The organism is Ruegeria sp. C9 (assembly GCF_056537585.1).
In genome coordinates, this window is the sequence record NZ_JBQFRU010000006.1 from 243,531 (window position 1) to 259,563 (window position 16,033).

The following is a 16,033-nucleotide window of genomic DNA, read 5'->3' on the forward strand; positions in this document are numbered from 1 at the left end:
AACTCAAAAAATATACATATTACGTTTTTTGAGTGTATTGTTTGGAAAACAGATAGTGGAGGGATGGAATGGAAAAGACCCAGGACGCGAAGATTGTCGACCTCGCGATACGATTGCTCTTTCTCGGATTATTCCTCTACAGCGCCCTGGTCATGGTGGCTCCGCTTGCAAGCATAGTCATCTGGGCAACGATACTCTGCGTCGCGCTCTACCCGGCATTTGATTGGCTGCAATCCAAGCTGGGAGGACGTAAGAAGCTTGCCACAACAATTATCGTTCTGTTGGGCCTTGTTCTGACCCTGGGGCCAGTCGCAACTGCGGTGTCTGGTGCTGCAGAACTAGGGTCTGAATTCGCGGAACAAGCAGACAAGGGTGAATTGAAAATCCCCCCTGCGCCCGAGGGCCTCAAGGAGTTGCCGTTGGTTGGAAATAAAATCTCCGATGTCTGGGGAATGTTTGAGCGCAATCTGGACGGCGCGCTTGCAAAATACGGCGCGCAAATCCTTGAGATCACCAAATCGCTCTTCGGAAAGGTGTTGGGCATTGGTATCGGGCTTCTGGGCTTAGCTCTGTCTGTATTGATTATGGGGGCATTGTTCAGCCCGGGGCCAAATTTGGTCCAGGGTCTTCAGCGCTTTGCCAACCGTGTCTTTGCACCACGCGGCGGTGAATTCGTGACACTGGCAGGCGCAACGATCCGGAACGTTACAAAAGGCGTGATTGGCGTAGCAGCCATTCAGGCTGTTTTCGTTTGGATACTGCTGGCTTTGTTTGGGATTTCTTCGGCCGCCACACTGGCATTTGTCTGCCTCATACTCTCAATTATCCAAATCGGGCCCGGATTGGTTCTTATACCGGTAATTATCTACGCATGGAGCTCCATGTCTGGCGGAACTGCTTTGATCTTCACCATACTGGCCGTTCCAGTCATGATAATGGACAGTTTCCTAAGACCTGTGTTCATCTCAAAAGGCCTTGAGACTCCCATGTTGGTCATCCTCATCGGTGTTCTCGGAGGTATGATGGCCTACGGTTTGATCGGCGTCTTTATGGGGCCGGTTCTCTTTGCTGTCTTCTATGAGCTGTTCAAGGTTTGGATTGATGCGTCGCCCGAAGCCGATGACGCTGCTGAAGGTGCGTTGAAATGAGAAAGACAATATGGACAACCCTCGCTGTCATTCTGTTTTTTCTTGTTTGGTACTTGGTCGCTGATCGAAAAACGCCATTTACCGGGAACGCCAGAGTAAAAGCTGTGGCCACCCAAATCGTGCCTCAGGTGACTGGAACGGTAACGGAAGTTTTGGTAGAAAACGGCCAAGTCGTTTCGGCAGGTGATGTTCTGGTTCGAATAGATTCCAGACCCTACGAAATCGAGCGTTCAAAGGCGGAGGCTGATCTTGAAGCGGCGACCCAAGAGGTGGGTGCGTCTTCGGCAGAGGTAAGTGCGGCACAAGCCAAACTCGCAAGGGCGCAGAGCGATCTGGATACGATGCGCATTCAGACGGAACGTGTATTTGCGCTTGAAAAGAAAGGGTTGATTGCCGTCTCAAAGGCCGATGATGCACGAGGACAACTGGCAGAATCTGAGGCAAACTTTGAGAACGCAAAAGCTGATTTGGAAAAAGCGAAGCAAAGGCTTGGTGACGATGGGATTGAAAACCCGAAAATCCAGCGCGCATTGGCGGCCTTGGCGGATGCGGAACTGAACCTTGAATGGACCGAACTGCGTGCTCCGGCGACGGGTGTCATTTCTAATCTGCTGATTGCCCCCGGAACGTATGCGCGATCCGGCCAGGATCTTTTGACGTTTCTGGATGCAACCGACGTCTGGATCGAGGCGTATTTTACCGAAAACAATCTGGGAAGAGCTTCAATAGGGTCTCCGGTTGATGTGGTGTTGGATATGCATCCAGGTAAGATTGTTCCGGGCGTCATTGAGAGCTTTAGTGCTGCTGTTTCTTTGAGTGGCGGTGATGAGCCGGGGCAATTGGCGAGCCCGCCAAGCACCAAGGGATTTTTGCGGGAGCCTGAAAGGTTTCCGGTCAGGATTGTTTTACCCGGCTATGAAGCTGGAAGTGCCGAAGACGATCTTCGCTTTCAACTGAACGGGCAGGCCGATGTGATCATGTATCTAAGCGACAACTCGTTGCTGAACCTCGTAGGCCGCGCCTACATCCGCGTGGTTTCAATCTTCTCCTATGCGTACTGAGGATCAAAGCTCTGTCACCAGGCTTGCGCTGGGTGTTACCGGTGTCTTTGCATTGGGCCTATTTCTTGGGTGGCCCCTTGCCATTGTTGGGGCGGTGTTCACTGCCCTTTTCCTTCAAGCACCTGCGGCACTACCTTTGGCAGCATTTGGTAAGCTGTTTGTCTTCTCGATTGGATTGATGTTCATTTCGTTCCTTTTGTCGTCAATCTTCTCACCTTATCCACTTGTGTTTCTCATTCTGGTGGCCATTGGAATAATCCTGTCTTTCATTTGGTCAGTTTCCGGTGCCGGAGTATTGCCGGGTGTCATCGCTCTCATGGGGGCGTTGATGATTCCGAATTTGGTGCTGCAATCACAGGATCTGGCTCTGGTGCTCGTGTATTGGATCCCGTTGAACCTGCTGTTTGCTGGCTTCGTATCGACGCTGATGTTCGTGTTGATACCCGCTGCACCTCAAGCGGCACCTCAAAAGAAAGCTGCAGCATCGCCGGACTTCGACTCACATCGCCGAATAGTCAGGATGTCTCTTGTCACAGTGCCCTTTGCTATGGCGTTCTTTATTTCCGGCGCTTCTGCTTTGTTGGTTCTGTTTTTTGTCGCCCTGCTGAGCCAGCAACTTGCGGCAATGCCTGCTGCAGGCAAAGCAGTTGCAAAAGCAATGCTGACGGCAAATCTACTTGGGGCGGCAGTCTCCATCATATGCTATGAAATAAACGTAATAGCTCCGGTTATTCTAACCCCCATTCTGCTGTGTTTTTTCTTTTGCCAAACACTCGGAGCACTTGGAAAGTCAAAAGTCCCGCTCGCCGCCGCCGCCGGTTCCGCTATTACAACAGCTCTGATTGTATATGGCGGTTCGGTTGCGCCGTTTTCAGACGAGGCTGACGTCAAGAGCATCACTCGCGTATTGCAAGTCGCCAGCGCCGCTTTCTTTGTAATTATCGCATATGTCGTGGTGGATGAATTCTGGCCAGAAAAAGAGCGCCAGGCGACTCCATGAAGTTAGTTGCGATAAAGCTTGGCGCTGAAACCAGCAGAGTTCCAGTTTGACCGATTTTTGCAACCATCGCTCGAATTGCAGCGCCATGGCAAACCGCGATCATCGCTGAAGCGGTTTTATGTCAAGCGATCTCTGGTTGAGTGATGGCCGTTCTGTGGAACAAGTTCGAAAGGCTGCCTCCTCGCGGGACGAATGAAGCTTTCGCCGAAGCTGCGCCAACGTCTGCCTTCCCTTCGAAAGTCAGCGTTGAGCAACACTGACCGGAAGTTTCTGTGCGTTACCCCATTGCCTCGGCGATTGCCCATACATGCGCCTGAACTCGCGACTGAACTGGGACGGGCTGACGTAACCAACGTCCATTGCGGCTTCGTTCACAGGCATCCCGCCCGCGATCTTCATGGCGGCGTTGTTGAGGCGCATCGACTTAACGAATTGGATTGGTGCCATCGTCGTGACCTGCTTGAATTTGCGATGGAAGACGGCCCGGCTCATGCCCGCTCGGCTTGCCATATCCTCTATCGAGATCGGCGCATCCAGATGTGACGACACATGCGCAATGGAACGTGCGATGGCGTTGCCAGCACCGAATGCCTGCCGGGCGAAGGTGCCAGCTTCTCCCCTCAGGATCGCATAGAGCACCTCACGTAATCGCGCCCCGCCAAGAACTGCTGTATCCGTCTCGCTGTTTCCGAGCTGCAGTAGCCGCAGCAGAGCTTCAGTGAATCCATCGTCCCATCGTGCAAACCTAATTCCTGGCTCCCGCAGATCTCCTTTGACCGAAGGCAGAACGCCCCCGGCATTTTCCATCTCCATTGCCAACTCGGCCATGGCGCGTTGCTCAAGAGAGATCATAACCCCGTAGAGAGGGTTGTCATGCGAGGCCAAAGGCGTCCCCGCCTTGACCGGCATCGACATTGGGCAGCAGAGGTATTGACTGTTGTCATATTCGTATCTTCGGCCATCCAGAACGGCTTCCTTCACACCACTCACAATGGCCACGATGCAGGGCTCGTAAACGGCTGGAACACAGGGGATTGATTGCGTGGCGCGAAATAGCCGCACGCCCTTGATGCCTGTCTCGGTCAGGCCGTCTGTTTCGGTTCGGTTAGCGATGATTTGTTTAATCTGATCCTTGCTCATAACAGAGATGTAATGGCTCCAGATCGATGCTGGCAACTACCTTGATGTAATCGGGCAAGTATTCGCGATGATCTCGCCTGCTTCTGTGCTTTGGTGAGAGTTATATGCATTTCCAAGTTAACACACTCTTCACTCGATCCCTGCGCTGACGCAGTTAGGAGACAAAAGATGCCCGATACCACCTTTGGACCCAAAGGCTGGATGCCTGAGCGCCTCGGCGACCTCTCCGGCAAGACCTACCTCATCACGGGTGCCAACGCCGGTGCCGGGTTCCAGGCCGCGCGGACGCTCCTAAAAAAGAACGCCAAGGTCGTAATGTTGAACCGCTCGGTTGAGAAGTCTCAGGCAGCTGTTGAGGACCTGAAAACTGAGCTCGGCAGCGAGGCGGAAGTGAGCTTCATTCGCATGGATCTGGCCTCGCTGACAAGCGTACGCGAAGCTGCGGAAGAAGTTCTGAATTCTGTTCCCCGGATTGATGCGCTCATCTGCAACGCTGCCATCGCGCAGGTGCCAACCCGCAAGCTGACAGAGGATGGGTTCGAGAGCCAGCTCGGTACCAACCATTACGGTCACTTCCTGCTCTGTGGTCTTCTGTTTGAGCGGATCGAAGCCTCGAAAGGTAGGATCGTTGTTGTCGCCAGTCTCGGCTACAACATGGGTTTGAAGACGATCAAGTTCGACGACATGAACTGGGGAGAGGGTTACGGGCCGAATACCGCCTACTCGCAAAGCAAGCTGGCGCAAATGATGTTCGCTTATGAATTACAGGACAGGCTTGCCGCCGCAGGGCGCACCGAGGTCGAAGTCTATGTTTGCCATCCCGGCTCTTCGGCAACGTCACTGATCAGCACAAGTGGCAGCCGGACGATGCGGTTCATCTGGTGGCTGATGACCAAGACTCCTATGGTTCAAACAGCCGAGCAAGGGTCCTATCCCGAAGTCATGTGCGCCATCGAAGAGACTTTGACCGAACAACGCGCACTCTACGGACCAACAGGCCGCTTAGAAGCTGTTGGCCCGGTCGGCAAGGGTACATTGAACCCGCATGCATATGAGAAGGATGTGATGGTTCAGCTATGGAACGTATCCGAAAAGGCGACTGGTTTCAGCTGGGAGGTCTGAGTTGATGGGTTGTGTGACGTGCCCCAGTGTTCCATCACTAAAGCTGACATCGATGTCTTGCATACCCACGTCGTCTAACTGACGGGATTGCTATTCTTGACGGTCAGACATGCAACTCAACTAGCTGAATAAGGTTTCCACAGGTGTCGTCGAACACTGCCATTGTCGCGCCACCTGCCTTCACTGGGGGTTTAATAAATTCCACCCCTGCCGCCTCGAGCTTGGCAACCTCTGCGTCAATGTCGTCAACACTGAATGCCGAAACGGGAATGCCATCAGCCACAAGTGCTTCCTGATAGGCACGGCTCGCCGGATGCACATTCGGCTCTAAGCCTAACTCCACTCCTTCGGCTTCTTCCGCTGATACCAGTGTTAACCAGCGGTGCTGGCCGGGTGGAATATCGTGCTTCACAACAAACCCAAGTTTGTTGGTGTAAAAATCCAGAGCCTTAGATTGATCGTCCACAGAAATACTCTTCATGTACATTTTCATAGTGCGTCTCCTTGGGAATATAGGTCCACCCAGGGATTGATCGCACCCGCGATCGGCGCGGCCACCAGGGTGTGAATTTTTGTGCGCCCCCGCCAAGTCGTGGTGATCAGACCTGCCTGCTCAAGCGTATTCAGATGTCGAGTTATGCCTTGTCTGGAAATTGTGACTGAATGCTCTTCCAACAAACGAGCACAAAGTTCGAAAAGCGTCTGGTCGTGACGCTTTCTCAGCTCTTCAAGGATCAACAACCGCGTGGTGTCGCCAAGGGCGTTGAAAAGAATGCTTAGTTGCGGATCAAAATGAACGCTCATGCTTCATCATGCAACAATAATGTTGCATGTCAAATCGAACTATCAGTTCGAGCAGTTCACGGAATTCATTTCTTAGGGCTCGTCGCTGACATTCTTTGTGCCCCTCACGAATGACAGATTTGGATATCCGGAATGTTCGGTCCCGTGATCTGATCCGGTCGCTATACGGGACAAAGCGGAAACTGTTCGAATGCTAGTTGGTGCGAATAATGATGGGCTGATTGGACGGCGGCCACTTCACTCTCGCCACCATCCATCTATTTCGAAGGCGATTAGTAGGAGAGCTGGTAGTAGGCTGACAGCAAAACCGCGATGATTACAAGTTCAACGACCAACGGTGGCAGAACTGCCTTGTCAAACCCATCCGCAAGAATTCCCACAATACGTCCGACAGCAACAACCGCCATCAGGATTGCAACAGCCACATATCCCAGTGTCTGCCCAGTGGTCAGACCGATCACCAGCAAAGCCACTGAGGCCAGAAACAGCCCGCCGATCACCGAACGGATCGTGCTGAGTCCAGTGGTGCCGACCGGCTCGATAGCAAAGTTGGCTATCATGCGCCGGGGTGCAAACATTGACATGAGGCCGAGACTAGACAGCATAAGAGTTGCAAGGATGACCAAGATGTTCAGTATGGTTTCCATTTCATTTCTCCTTTGCTTCAGGCGAACTGACGTAGTGCCTGGTTCGCGTTATCCTGAGTGGTGACGTCTGACAGAGCCCCGTCGATGCTAGCTTGATCCACGACTGCTCCGGTGGGATAGCCGGTTTGACTGGCGTAGAAGTGGCCAGTCTTGAATTCCGGGTTCAGCAAACCGTCCAGATACCGTTTTGCCCCAGCCTCAACGCCGTGCATCATCCCGAATATGGGCATCAGAACGCCGCCAATATGTTTGAAGACAATACGTTTTATAAACGGCAGGTCGTCAAAGCCAGCGGTACCTGCGGTACCACCCGGGCTCATTGTGACAAAGCGAATATGGGGGTGCTGACGTGCCATCGCTCCCATCCACAGGGTCGCGGTGAGCTTGGCGTAGCCGTAGGTCTGCATCGGATCGCCCTCGGGGCCGAACTTGCTGCCATCAGCGATTGATTTGAATTCGTCGACTGTTCCATCGGACAAGTCCGGGCGGCGCATACCCATTTTGGGAATGCCGCGTGCGGCTTCGGATCCGGCATACAGAATTGTGGACGTTACCAACTGACGCTCCAATAATGCGTCTACCAACACCACGTGGCCGAGAACATTGGTGGCGAAGATGTTGGTCACGCCATCGCTGGTGAGGCTGTTCGGATGCCGTCCACCCGTGCCGCCTGCATTCAGGATTACGGCGTCGATTGGGGTGGAAAGTTCGGCTACAGCGGCGCGAACCGAAGCCGGATCGGTCACGTCCATCAGGACGATTTCAAAGATTTTGCGCCTGGTCTCACGTTCCAACGCTGCAATTGCGGCTTCCGCCTTCGTTGGGTTGCGGCAAGCCAGATAAACTTTGGATATGCCCTTTTGCAGTGCAAGCTGTCGGGCCGCCTCGCGGCCCAGTCCGGCATTTGCGCCTGTGATCAATACAGATTGTATTTGGTTCATGGGGTATGGTCCTTGGGTTTGCGATTGATGCGCCCAAGGTAGGATGGCCAATAAATGATCTGTAGATAGGTATTTCTGGACACAGTGCTTCAAAAATGAAACACAAGATGTATGTCGATCAAGGAAAGCCATTCCCTGAACTGGGACGATCTGAAGTACTTTCTGGCGGTTGCCCGAACCGGAACTCTTCGGGGGGCAGCTGACAGTATTCAGGTGAACCACACCACGCTGACGCGCAGGATTTCAGTCATGGAAGAACGCGTCGGCAGCCGGTTGTTTGATCGCTCAAAAACCGGCCTCGCCCTGACTCAGCTCGGCGAAGATCTGATGCCTCACGCCGAACGGGTAGAAGCTGAAATGACCGCTGCGTCTCGCGTCATTGTTGGCAGAGATGCGCAACCCTCGGGCACGGTCTACGTTACTCTTCCCCATGGATTGGCAATGACATCGTTGATGGATGATTTTGCCGCCTTCGCAGATTTTTACCCAGACATCATCCTGAGCTTGAACTTCACCAACGACATCCGAGACCTGATGCGACGAGAGGCTGACATCTCCCTGCGTATCGCGGATGAGGTGACGGACGATGTGGTCGGGCGAAAGTTGGTCCAGATGTCTCAAGCAGCCTATTGCACGCGAGACTACGCCGAACGGATCTGCGACAATGGCGGCGAGGGGTTGCATTTCATCGGTTGGCATGAGCCAGAAGAGGCCATTACAGCCAAATGGATCAAAGACAGTTACTATCCGAAAGCCCGGCTTAAGCATCGTGTTTCAGAACTTGTGCCCTTGATCACATTGGCGGCGTCCGGTCTTGGCATGGCCTATCTTGCGTGCAATCTTGGCGACCGCCATCCCGATCTGATCCGTGCGCCCTTCCAAAAGCCGATACCGTACCGAAACATTTGGCTATTGCTGCATCGTGATCTTAGAAACACCACGCGTGTCCGGCTCTTCGTCGATTTTATGTCCAAGCGGGTCAGGTCTAGGCGAAACGAGTTCTGGGTTTCGGGAACCTCAAAGCGGGAGTAGCGGTTATTCTATTCGGAAAGATGGACGGTAAACTGTACTCTTTTGAAACACTAACAGCAGCGTCGTTGAATGGCGGTTACTAGTATTGGGTCAGAAATGCTTGACGTTTGGGTCAGAATTGAATGACGTGATCGACCGCTTTGTTGAGGTTTTGGTTGTCGATTGAGTCCACGATCAGTGAAGTTCCACATTTCCTTGTTGTAAGGCGACACATAGTTCTGCCAGCAGCGACAGAGCCTTGCCGTTTTCGCGTCCCTTCCTTCATCCAGAACCCGGACCGATTTAGTTGATCCTGACTTCCTTTCGAGAAAACCAGGGCTGATTTGCAGATCAGACGCCGGAGGCGCCTGTTCCTGCTGCTCTGCCACGTGGCGAACGCGCTTGGGGGCGACGCAATGTTATTCGACAATAGTGGTGCGGCCCGCAAGCGCAGCCGAAGACACGGATTTGTCTAATAGGGTTGCCCGAGGGGGAAGGCAGCGTCTTACCCCTGATCGCCAGAGGCGTTTGGCTTGTCCAAATCCTACTAGCCCCAAAAACAAGTGCGGCTGAGTTGGCTGTGCCGTTACTTCTGCTCCAGAACACGTTGCTTTTCTAAAGAATCGGCGGAAAGCAGTCATTTGCTGCAGGCGCGGGAACACATTGTATTAGTTGTCAAAGCGGACCTTCGGTTTTGATCTGCAGATGGAAGTGGAATCTGGTGCCTCAAGCAAACTGGTAGCGCAACTGAAAAACCAAAAAATGATGCGATGTGCTATCACGGATTTCTTTGATAGCATGTAGAAAAACTGTGCAGGTATTCCGCTAAGTGTGAAATCAAGCTGAAAAATTGGGCGAACGGCAGCCTGATGAATCATTAAATGGCGCTGGAATTGCTACCAATGCGCCTTGGCCTCACTTGTGACCCTATGAACCAACATCTAACTGTCGTTGTAGTCGAGCAGAACCAAGAACGAGCCTTTGCGATTGTAGATGCTCTTAAAGAGGCCGGAGACGTAGACGTTTCTGTAATCGGCAATGTCTCCGGGCTGGCAAGGAAAATTGCTACTCATAGCCCAGATATTGTCCTGATTGATATCGACAACCCCTCTCGAGATATGTTGGAAGAACTTACCGTTGCTTCGGGCCCATTGGAACGACCCGTGGCTATGTTCGTCTCAGGCGCCGCAGGCGGATTGGCGAAAGCTGCTGTTGAAGCCGGTGTATCAGCCTATGTTGTTGATGGATTGCAAGCTGAGCGCATTAAACCTGTCATCGATACCGCCATCGCTCGGTTTCAAGTACTGCGCCAGATGCGGACTGAACTTGCAGAAACCCGCCGTGCGCTTGAAGAGCGTAAAGTGATCGACCGCGCAAAAGGTTTGCTGATGAAAGCCAAGGGCATTTCGGAAGACGAAGCCTATGCGCTACTCCGAAAAACCGCGATGAACCAAAACCGCCGCGTCGCCGAGGTGGCCGAAGCCTTGGTCACTGCTTCGGGGTTGTTGTCATGAGAACCGTAACACTGCCCGTCGCGTATATGCCGCTTGTCGACGCGGCCCCGTTGATCGTCGCGCGCGAGATGGGGTTTGACCATGCTGAAGGCATCTCGCTGGACCTGCGTCCGGCGCCATCGTGGTCCTCTCTGCGCGATATGCTGGCCTTTGGGCATGTGGACGCGGCGCATCTACTATCGCCTGTCCCCGTTGCGATGGCTTTGGGTCTTGGTGGAATCGCGACACCGCTATCTGCGGTATCTGTCCTGTCTTTGAACGGCAATGTTATAGGTGTTGGAACGCAATTGGCCGAGCGACTGATCGACCAGGGCTATGGTTTTGATTTCACCGATGCCGCTGCGGCTGGGGCTGCACTGGCAAAAGCTGCCGATGAAGTCTTGGTGTTTGGCGTGCCTTTCCCATTTTCAATGCATGTCGAGCTACTGCGCTATTGGATTGCGGGAACCAAACTGGCCTCAAAACAGGTCGAAATCCGCACCGTCCCGCCGCCACTCATGGCGCAGGCGCTTGCGGGAGGCGAGATCGATGCCTTTTGCGTGGGCGAGCCTTGGGGCTCCTTCGCAGTGGACGACAGTGTTGGCGCACTGCTGTTGCCCGGAAAGGCGATCTGGACTTGTGCACCTGAAAAGGTGTTGGCAGTCAGAAACGACTGGGCCGAGACGGAACCGCATTTGCTGGGAAGTCTCATGCGGACCGTATGGCGTGCGGGACGCTGGCTGTCAAACTCGGACAGCCGAACAACCGCGTCCGAGATGCTGTCACGCAAAACCTACCTCAATGTCTCACCCGAGCTGATCGACCGAGCGTTAATGGGTGAGTTCGCCATATCTGCACGCGGCGAGCAACGCAGTGTGGAAGGGTTTGTCGAGTTTTTTGACGGTGCTGCCACCTTCCCGTGGCGTAGTCAGGCAAAATGGGTCGCGCATCAATTGGCGCTAAGAAACGGGCTGGACGCCGGTACAGCGGAACGACAAGCAGCCAAGGTCTTTCGAAGTGATCTCTATCGTCGGGAGTTGCAAGGGCTTGGTGTGGAAACACCCGGCGCATCCGAGAAACTTGAAGGAGCTTTGTCTGAGTCGACGGCAGTTGCCTCAGCCAATGGCAGCCTGATTCTGTCTCGGAACGTCTTCTTCGACCGGCGCATTTTCGAGCCCGCAGGGTAAGATTGCACAATTTTTTTGCAGCGCAGCATCTCTTTTTGCTGCACTGCAGAATTCTCGAAGTGAAGATGTCAAAAAATGATGACGTCGCACTGCGCGTCTGACTTAATCGGGACATCGGAAGGCAACGACGCCCACCGACGGAATTCGCCCACAATCCAGGGCACCTTAGAAGAGCAAAGCCGCTCGACCATCCGCCACCTCCTCCCGGCGGACTGTGTCGGCGGCTTTTTTTGTTTGCCCATGGGGTTGGGCTGAACCGAAAGGGATCGAGATGAAAAAGCTTCTTTTAGGCCTCGCCGCGACGACGGCGCTTGTGTCTCCAGCACTGGCCGAATTGGAACTGGAAAAAGACGAGCTGACCTTTGGCTTTATCAAACTGACCGACATGGCGCCGCTGGCTGTCGCCTATGAGAATGGGTACTTTCTGGACGAAGGCCTGTTCGTGACGCTGGAAGCACAAGCAAACTGGAAGGTGCTGTTGGATGGCGTGATTGACGGACAGCTTGACGGCGCACATATGCTGGCTGGACAACCATTGGCCGCAACCATCGGGTATGGGACCGAAGCCCATATCATCACGCCATTCTCAATGGACCTGAACGGCAACGGCATCACCGTCTCCAACGAGATTTGGGAAGAGATGAAGCCGAACATCCCGTTGATGGACGACGGCCGTCCCCAGCATCCGATCAGCGCCGAGGCTCTGGCCCCGGTCGTCGAGAAGTATAAATCAGAAGGCAAGCCCTTCAACATGGGCATGGTCTTCCCGGTTTCGACCCATAACTACGAGCTGCGCTATTGGCTGGCCGCCGGTGGTCTGCATCCGGGTTACTACAGCCCTGAAAACGTGACCGGTCAGATTGGTGCGGATGTGTTCCTGTCGGTGACCCCTCCACCGCAGATGCCTGCCACGTTGGAGGCCGGCACGATCTATGGCTATTGCGTGGGTGAGCCGTGGAATCAGCAGGCTGTGTTCAAGGGTATCGGCGTTCCGGTTATTACCGACTACGAGCTGTGGAAGAACAACCCCGAAAAGGTCTTTGGTCTCAATGCCGAGTTCTCAGAACAGTACCCCAACACCACTCTGGCCGTGACCAAGGCCCTGATCCGCGCAGCGATGTGGCTGGACGAGAACGAAAATGCCAACCGCCCTGAAGCCGTCGAGATTCTGAGCCGGGCTGAATATGTGGGTGCGGACTATGAGGTTATCGCCAACTCGATGACCGGCACGTTTGAGTATGAGAAAGGCGACAAGCGTGAGGTCCCCGATTTCAACGTGTTTTTCCGCTACAACGCGACCTATCCGTTCTACTCGGACGCCGTTTGGTACCTTACGCAAATGCGCCGCTGGGGGCAGATTGCCGAGTCCAAGCCCGACAGCTGGTATGACGAGGTCGCCAAGTCCGTCTACAAACCCGAGATCTATTTGGAAGCCGCCCGCTTGCTGGTCGACGAAGGTCTGGCGAATGAAGCCGACTTCCCCTGGGACAGCGATGGTTACAAAGCGCCGACCCCGGCCGAAGATATCATTGACGGCATCGCTTACGACGGACGCACACCCAACGCCTATCTCGAAAGCCTGTCCATAGGCCTGAAGGGCGAGCAGAAGATCATCGGCTCGGACGTGCAAGGCTAATTCCCCAAAACCCGCGCCCGGCCCGCGCCTGGCGCAGCCCCCAAAGTGCCCCGCCATCGCAAGGACACATCAGATGACAACGGTCGATCCCGAATTCAACGCAGACGCTGCCCGAGAGGAACGTCGCGCCCGCCTTTTCACCCGCATCAATGCAGCCGACAAATGGTTCCAGGTTCTGGGTCTCAGCTGGGCGACCCCGGTCCTGAAAGCCGCCGCCGGGGACAATCCCCGCGCTCAGATGACCGAGATATGGCGGTTGCTGATCGTGCCTCTGTTGTCGATCTGCGCCTTCTTGTTGCTGTGGGGAACGCTGGCCCCCAAGGTGCAGACCTCTCTCGGCGCGGTTCCGGGGCCGGCGCAGGTTTGGGAAGAAATGGTCAGCCTGAACGAAGATGCCAAGGCCAAAGCGGCCAAACGCGCGAAGTTCGAGGCCATGGTCGAGAAGCGCAATCAGAAATTCATTGACGCTGGCCAGCCGGAGAAAGTGAAAGAGGTCGCCTTCACGGGTGCTCCGACCTATTACCAGCAAATCTGGACTTCGATCAAAACAGTGTTTTTTGGGTTTCTGATCGCCACCGTCATCGCGGTCCCACTTGGTATCGCGGCCGGCCTGTCTCCGACTGCAAATGCAGCCCTAAACCCGCTAATCCAGAACTTCAAACCGGTCTCGCCTCTGGCCTGGTTGCCGATCGTCACGATGATCGTCTCGGCCGTTTACGTCACCAATGACGGCTGGTTCGCGAAATCCTTCCTGATCTCGGCCATTACCGTGACCCTGTGTTCGCTATGGCCCACATTGATCAATACATCTTTGGGTGTAGCCTCCATCGATAAGGACCTGGTGAATGTCTCCAAAGTCCTGAAAATGAACACCTATACCAAGATCACCAAACTGGTGCTGCCCTCTGCCCTGCCTCTGATCTTCACCGGCCTGCGTCTGTCACTGGGCGTCGGCTGGATGGTTCTGATTGCGGCGGAAATGCTAGCGCAGAACCCCGGTCTGGGCAAATTTGTCTGGGATGAGTTCCAGAACGGTTCCTCCAGTTCGCTCGCCAAGATCATGGTTGCGGTCTTCACCATCGGTATCATCGGCTTCCTGCTGGACCGGGTGATGTACGCGCTGCAATCCCTGTTTACCTTCACAAACAACCGGTGAGTGCGATGAGCATCCTAAGTTTCAAGAACGCCTCGAAATCCTTCGGTGAAGGCACCGCGCGCACGGATGTGTTGAAAGGCATCGATCTGAACGTGCAAGAGGGTGAGTTTCTGGTGATCCTCGGTTTTTCCGGCACCGGCAAAACCACCCTTATCAATCTAATGGCCGGGCTGGACACCCCAACCGGCGGAGAGGTCACCTTCAAAGGCACTCCGATCAAAGGGCCGGGCCCTGAGCGTGGCGTGATCTTCCAGAACTACTCGCTGATGCCCTGGCTGACGGTCAGTGGCAATGTGGGGTTGGCGGTGGATACGGTATTTCCGGGTCTCAGCAAGACCGAGAAGGCCGAAAAAGTCGCGCATTACGTCAAGATGGTCGGCCTCAGTCACGCCGCTACCCGCCGCCCGGCAGAGCTGTCGGGTGGGATGCGCCAGCGGGTCAATGTGGCGCGTGCGTTGTCGATGAACCCCGAAGTTTTGTTGCTGGATGAGCCTCTGTCGGCGCTCGACGCGCTGACCCGCGCCAATCTGGCCGATGAGATCGAACATATTTGGGAAGCTGACAAGAAAACTTGTGTCCTCATCACCAATGACGTTGATGAGGCGATCATTCTGGCCGACCGTATCATTGCCCTGAACCCGGATGGCACGCTGGGGCAGGAATTCCCTGTCTCAATCCCGCGCCCTCGGGATCGTGGAGCCATGAACAATGACGAGACTTTCAAACGCCTGCGCGCGGACGTCACCAAATACCTGATGGATGTGGGGATCGAGGCCAAGGTCGAAGGCTCGCGTATCCTCCCGGATGTCACCCCAATCCACGGTGTTCCAACGGCGGTGGCCGAGGCGCAAAAGGGGCTGATCGAGAACCGCTTCCTCGACTTCTCGCAGCTTCACAAGGTGTATCCGACGCCCAAAGGCCCTCTGACCGTGGTCGAGGATTTCGAACTGAAGATCGACAAGGGCGAGTTCATCTCGCTGATCGGCCATTCGGGTTGTGGCAAGTCCACGGTTTTGACCATGGCGGCGGGGCTGAACGACATCTCGAAGGGTGCGATCAAGCTGGATGGCCGTCACGTCGAAGGGGCCGATCCCGAACGCGCGGTGGTGTTCCAATCCCCCAACCTGTTCCCATGGTTAACCGCCAAGGAGAACGTCGCGATTGGGGTGGACAAGGTCTATCCAAAGGCCAGCATGGCCGAGCGTCAGGATGTGGTCGAATACTATCTGGAACGGGTCGGACTGGCCGATGCTATGGACAAATCCGCCTCCGACTTGTCGAACGGCATGAAGCAACGCGTCGGCATCGCCCGCGCCTTTGCCCTGTCCCCCAAGCTGCTGTTGCTGGATGAGCCCTTTGGGATGCTCGACAGCCTGACCCGATGGGAATTACAGGAAGTCCTGATGGAGGTCTGGTCCCGCACCAAGGTCACTGCGATCTGCGTTACCCACGACGTGGATGAGGCGATCTTACTGGCTGATCGCGTGGTGATGATGACCAACGGTCCGCAGGCAACGATTGGCAAGATCACCAAGGTTGAGCTGCCGCGTCCGCGCACGCGCAAAGCCCTGCTGGAGCACCCGGATTACTATGCTTACCGGCAGGAAGTCCTCGATTTCCTCGAAGAATATGAACATGGCGCCATGCCAAAAACACCCGCCCCCAAGGCGATTGCAGCGGAGTGAAA

Annotated in this window: 15 protein-coding genes; 10 read left to right on the plus strand and 5 right to left on the minus strand. The window is 54.7% G+C overall.

The window, feature by feature from the left end; translation table 11 throughout:
• The first annotated feature begins 68 nt into the window (after positions 1 to 68).
• From ACR0NE_RS16965 to ACR0NE_RS16975, 3 genes are read left to right on the plus strand one after another with little or no spacing between them, the layout of a single operon-like run.
• A complete protein-coding gene (locus ACR0NE_RS16965; RefSeq protein ID WP_170597636.1) occupies positions 69 to 1,148 on the plus strand; it encodes an AI-2E family transporter in 1,080 nt (359 codons plus the stop codon).
• Positions 1,145 to 2,209, plus strand: a complete 1,065-nt coding sequence (locus tag ACR0NE_RS16970) for an HlyD family secretion protein (RefSeq protein ID WP_170597638.1) — start codon at positions 1,145 to 1,147, stop codon at positions 2,207 to 2,209. The genes ACR0NE_RS16965 and ACR0NE_RS16970 overlap by 4 nt, the downstream gene beginning before the upstream one ends.
• Entirely contained in the window at positions 2,199 to 3,209 is a 1,011-nt protein-coding gene (locus ACR0NE_RS16975; RefSeq protein WP_170597640.1) for a DUF2955 domain-containing protein, read from the plus strand. The genes ACR0NE_RS16970 and ACR0NE_RS16975 overlap by 11 nt, the downstream gene beginning before the upstream one ends.
• A gap of 240 nt (positions 3,210 to 3,449) precedes the next feature.
• On the opposite strand, the gene ACR0NE_RS16980 is transcribed toward ACR0NE_RS16975, so the two are convergent.
• Positions 3,450 to 4,349 (minus strand): AraC family transcriptional regulator, encoded by a 900-nt coding sequence (locus ACR0NE_RS16980; RefSeq protein WP_170597642.1) that lies wholly within the window; start codon positions 4,347 to 4,349, stop codon positions 3,450 to 3,452.
• A 168-nt stretch (positions 4,350 to 4,517) separates the two neighbouring features.
• Between ACR0NE_RS16980 and ACR0NE_RS16985 the strand changes: the two genes are divergently transcribed.
• Entirely contained in the window at positions 4,518 to 5,471 is a 954-nt protein-coding gene (locus ACR0NE_RS16985) for an SDR family oxidoreductase (protein WP_170597644.1), read from the plus strand.
• A gap of 103 nt (positions 5,472 to 5,574) precedes the next feature.
• Here the strand turns inward: ACR0NE_RS16985 and ACR0NE_RS16990 are convergent, their stop codons facing one another.
• The 4 genes from ACR0NE_RS16990 to ACR0NE_RS17005 all read right to left on the minus strand — a co-directional run bounded on the left by ACR0NE_RS16990 (position 5,575) and on the right by ACR0NE_RS17005 (position 7,863).
• Positions 5,575 to 5,964: a VOC family protein gene (locus tag ACR0NE_RS16990; RefSeq protein WP_170597646.1), complete on the minus strand. Its 390-nt coding sequence runs from the start codon at positions 5,962 to 5,964 to the stop codon at positions 5,575 to 5,577.
• On the minus strand, positions 5,961 to 6,275 hold the full coding sequence (locus tag ACR0NE_RS16995) for a winged helix-turn-helix domain-containing protein (protein ID WP_170567335.1): 315 nt from the start codon (positions 6,273 to 6,275) through the stop codon (positions 5,961 to 5,963). Before ACR0NE_RS16995 ends, ACR0NE_RS16990 begins: the two co-directional genes overlap by 4 nt.
• Positions 6,276 to 6,547: 272 nt before the next feature.
• Complete coding sequence (locus tag ACR0NE_RS17000) at positions 6,548 to 6,922, minus strand: DUF4345 family protein (RefSeq protein WP_170392813.1); 375 nt, start codon at positions 6,920 to 6,922, stop codon at positions 6,548 to 6,550.
• 17 nt (positions 6,923 to 6,939) lie between these two features.
• Complete coding sequence (locus ACR0NE_RS17005; protein WP_170597648.1) at positions 6,940 to 7,863, minus strand: SDR family NAD(P)-dependent oxidoreductase; 924 nt, start codon at positions 7,861 to 7,863, stop codon at positions 6,940 to 6,942.
• 111 nt (positions 7,864 to 7,974) lie between these two features.
• Here ACR0NE_RS17005 and ACR0NE_RS17010 point away from each other — a divergent pair, with 111 nt between their 5' ends.
• From ACR0NE_RS17010 to ACR0NE_RS17035, 6 genes are all read left to right on the plus strand, one after another.
• A complete protein-coding gene (locus ACR0NE_RS17010) occupies positions 7,975 to 8,895 on the plus strand; it encodes a LysR family transcriptional regulator (protein WP_170597650.1) in 921 nt (306 codons plus the stop codon).
• Between the two features lie 908 nt (positions 8,896 to 9,803).
• Complete coding sequence (locus ACR0NE_RS17015; RefSeq protein ID WP_170513598.1) at positions 9,804 to 10,388, plus strand: ANTAR domain-containing protein; 585 nt, start codon at positions 9,804 to 9,806, stop codon at positions 10,386 to 10,388.
• Positions 10,385 to 11,554, plus strand: coding sequence for an ABC transporter substrate-binding protein (locus ACR0NE_RS17020; RefSeq protein WP_170597652.1), 1,170 nt, complete (start codon positions 10,385 to 10,387; stop codon positions 11,552 to 11,554). Before ACR0NE_RS17015 ends, ACR0NE_RS17020 begins: the two co-directional genes overlap by 4 nt.
• Positions 11,555 to 11,825: 271 nt before the next feature.
• On the plus strand, positions 11,826 to 13,190 hold the full coding sequence (locus ACR0NE_RS17025) for a CmpA/NrtA family ABC transporter substrate-binding protein (protein WP_170597654.1): 1,365 nt from the start codon (positions 11,826 to 11,828) through the stop codon (positions 13,188 to 13,190).
• A gap of 73 nt (positions 13,191 to 13,263) precedes the next feature.
• Positions 13,264 to 14,346, plus strand: coding sequence for an ABC transporter permease (locus ACR0NE_RS17030; protein ID WP_170597656.1), 1,083 nt, complete (start codon positions 13,264 to 13,266; stop codon positions 14,344 to 14,346).
• 5 nt (positions 14,347 to 14,351) lie between these two features.
• Entirely contained in the window at positions 14,352 to 16,031 is a 1,680-nt protein-coding gene (locus ACR0NE_RS17035; RefSeq protein ID WP_170597658.1) for an ABC transporter ATP-binding protein, read from the plus strand.
• Positions 16,032 to 16,033: the final 2 nt, after the last annotated feature.

What these genes read in the sequence shown, in the direction of transcription:
- ACR0NE_RS16980 (WP_170597642.1), bottom strand. Translation starts at nt 4,349, where the DNA reads ATGAGCAAGGATCAGATTAAACAAATCATCGCTAACCGAACCGAAACA.
- ACR0NE_RS16975 (WP_170597640.1), top strand. Translation starts at nt 2,199, where the DNA reads ATGCGTACTGAGGATCAAAGCTCTGTCACCAGGCTTGCGCTGGGTGTT.
- ACR0NE_RS17005 (WP_170597648.1), bottom strand. Translation starts at nt 7,863, where the DNA reads ATGAACCAAATACAATCTGTATTGATCACAGGCGCAAATGCCGGACTG.
- ACR0NE_RS16965 (WP_170597636.1), top strand. Translation starts at nt 69, where the DNA reads ATGGAAAAGACCCAGGACGCGAAGATTGTCGACCTCGCGATACGATTG.
- ACR0NE_RS17020 (WP_170597652.1), top strand. Translation starts at nt 10,385, where the DNA reads ATGAGAACCGTAACACTGCCCGTCGCGTATATGCCGCTTGTCGACGCG.
- ACR0NE_RS16970 (WP_170597638.1), top strand. Translation starts at nt 1,145, where the DNA reads ATGAGAAAGACAATATGGACAACCCTCGCTGTCATTCTGTTTTTTCTT.
- ACR0NE_RS17030 (WP_170597656.1), top strand. Translation starts at nt 13,264, where the DNA reads ATGACAACGGTCGATCCCGAATTCAACGCAGACGCTGCCCGAGAGGAA.
- ACR0NE_RS17010 (WP_170597650.1), top strand. Translation starts at nt 7,975, where the DNA reads ATGTCGATCAAGGAAAGCCATTCCCTGAACTGGGACGATCTGAAGTAC.
- ACR0NE_RS17025 (WP_170597654.1), top strand. Translation starts at nt 11,826, where the DNA reads ATGAAAAAGCTTCTTTTAGGCCTCGCCGCGACGACGGCGCTTGTGTCT.
- ACR0NE_RS16995 (WP_170567335.1), bottom strand. Translation starts at nt 6,275, where the DNA reads ATGAGCGTTCATTTTGATCCGCAACTAAGCATTCTTTTCAACGCCCTT.
- ACR0NE_RS16985 (WP_170597644.1), top strand. Translation starts at nt 4,518, where the DNA reads ATGCCCGATACCACCTTTGGACCCAAAGGCTGGATGCCTGAGCGCCTC.
- ACR0NE_RS17015 (WP_170513598.1), top strand. Translation starts at nt 9,804, where the DNA reads ATGAACCAACATCTAACTGTCGTTGTAGTCGAGCAGAACCAAGAACGA.
- ACR0NE_RS16990 (WP_170597646.1), bottom strand. Translation starts at nt 5,964, where the DNA reads ATGAAAATGTACATGAAGAGTATTTCTGTGGACGATCAATCTAAGGCT.
- ACR0NE_RS17035 (WP_170597658.1), top strand. Translation starts at nt 14,352, where the DNA reads ATGAGCATCCTAAGTTTCAAGAACGCCTCGAAATCCTTCGGTGAAGGC.
- ACR0NE_RS17000 (WP_170392813.1), bottom strand. Translation starts at nt 6,922, where the DNA reads ATGGAAACCATACTGAACATCTTGGTCATCCTTGCAACTCTTATGCTG.